Raw genomic sequence first — 1,177 nt, 5'->3', positions numbered from 1 at the left:
ATTACTCTTTGATGGTGACGACGATGCCGGCACCGACGGTGCGGCCGCCTTCACGGATGGCGAAGCGCAGCTTCTCTTCCATGGCGATCGGCACGATCAGCTCGACATCGACGGTGATGTTGTCGCCCGGCATCACCATCTCGGTGCCTTCCGGCAGCGACACGATGCCGGTCACGTCCGTCGTGCGGAAATAGAACTGCGGACGGTAGTTGGTGAAGAACGGCGTGTGACGGCCGCCCTCGTCCTTGGTCAGGATGTAGGCTTCGGCGACGAACTTCTTGTGCGGCTTGACGGTGCCGGGCTTGGCCAGAACCTGGCCGCGCTCGACGCCTTCACGGTCGACACCGCGCAGCAGCGCGCCGATGTTGTCGCCGGCCTGGCCCTGGTCGAGCAGCTTGCGGAACATCTCGACGCCCGTGCAGGTCGTCTTGGTGGTCGGACGGATGCCGATGATCTCCAGCTCCTCGCCGACCTTGACGACGCCGCGCTCGACGCGGCCGGTCACCACCGTGCCGCGGCCCGAAATCGAGAACACGTCCTCGATCGGCATCAGGAACGGCTTGTCGAGCGGACGAACCGGCGTCGGGATGTAGGCATCGACCGCCGCCATCAATTCGCGGATCGCGTCCTCGCCGATCTTCTTGTCAGAATCTTCAAGTGCGGCAAGCGCCGAACCCTTGACGATCGGAATGTCGTCGCCGGGGAACTCGTTCTTGGTCAGGAGCTCACGCACCTCGAGCTCGACCAGCTCGAGCAGCTCGGCGTCGTCGACCTGGTCGACCTTGTTCAAGAACACCACGATCGACGGCACGCCGACCTGGCGGGCCAAAAGGATGTGCTCGCGGGTCTGCGGCATCGGGCCGTCGGCGGCCGACACGACCAGGATCGCGCCGTCCATCTGCGCGGCACCGGTGATCATGTTCTTCACATAATCGGCGTGGCCGGGGCAGTCGACATGGGCATAGTGGCGGGCAGCCGTCTCGTATTCGACGTGTGCCGTCGAAATGGTGATGCCGCGCGCCTTTTCTTCCGGCGCCGCATCGATCTGGTCGTAGCGCTTGTATTCGCCAAAATACTTGGTGATCGCCGCCGTCAGCGACGTCTTGCCGTGGTCGACGTGACCAATCGTGCCAATGTTCACATGAGGCTTAGTGCGCTCGAATTTACCTTTTGCCAT

General features: G+C 63.2%; 1 protein-coding gene. It reads right to left on the bottom strand.

Annotated elements, in window-relative coordinates; genetic code table 11:
• Window position 1 precedes the first annotated feature (1 nt).
• Entirely contained in the window at window positions 2–1,177 is a 1,176-nt protein-coding gene (gene tuf, locus NKH29_RS32530; protein ID WP_127294065.1) for an elongation factor Tu, read from the bottom strand.

Origin of the sequence: Mesorhizobium sp. M1295 (genome assembly GCF_040318135.1) — a bacterium.
In the GTDB taxonomy this organism is placed as follows: Bacteria; Pseudomonadota; Alphaproteobacteria; order Rhizobiales; family Rhizobiaceae; genus Mesorhizobium.
The sequence above is the reverse complement of the archived record's forward strand: the minus strand, read 5'-3'. Positions and strand labels throughout refer to the sequence as shown.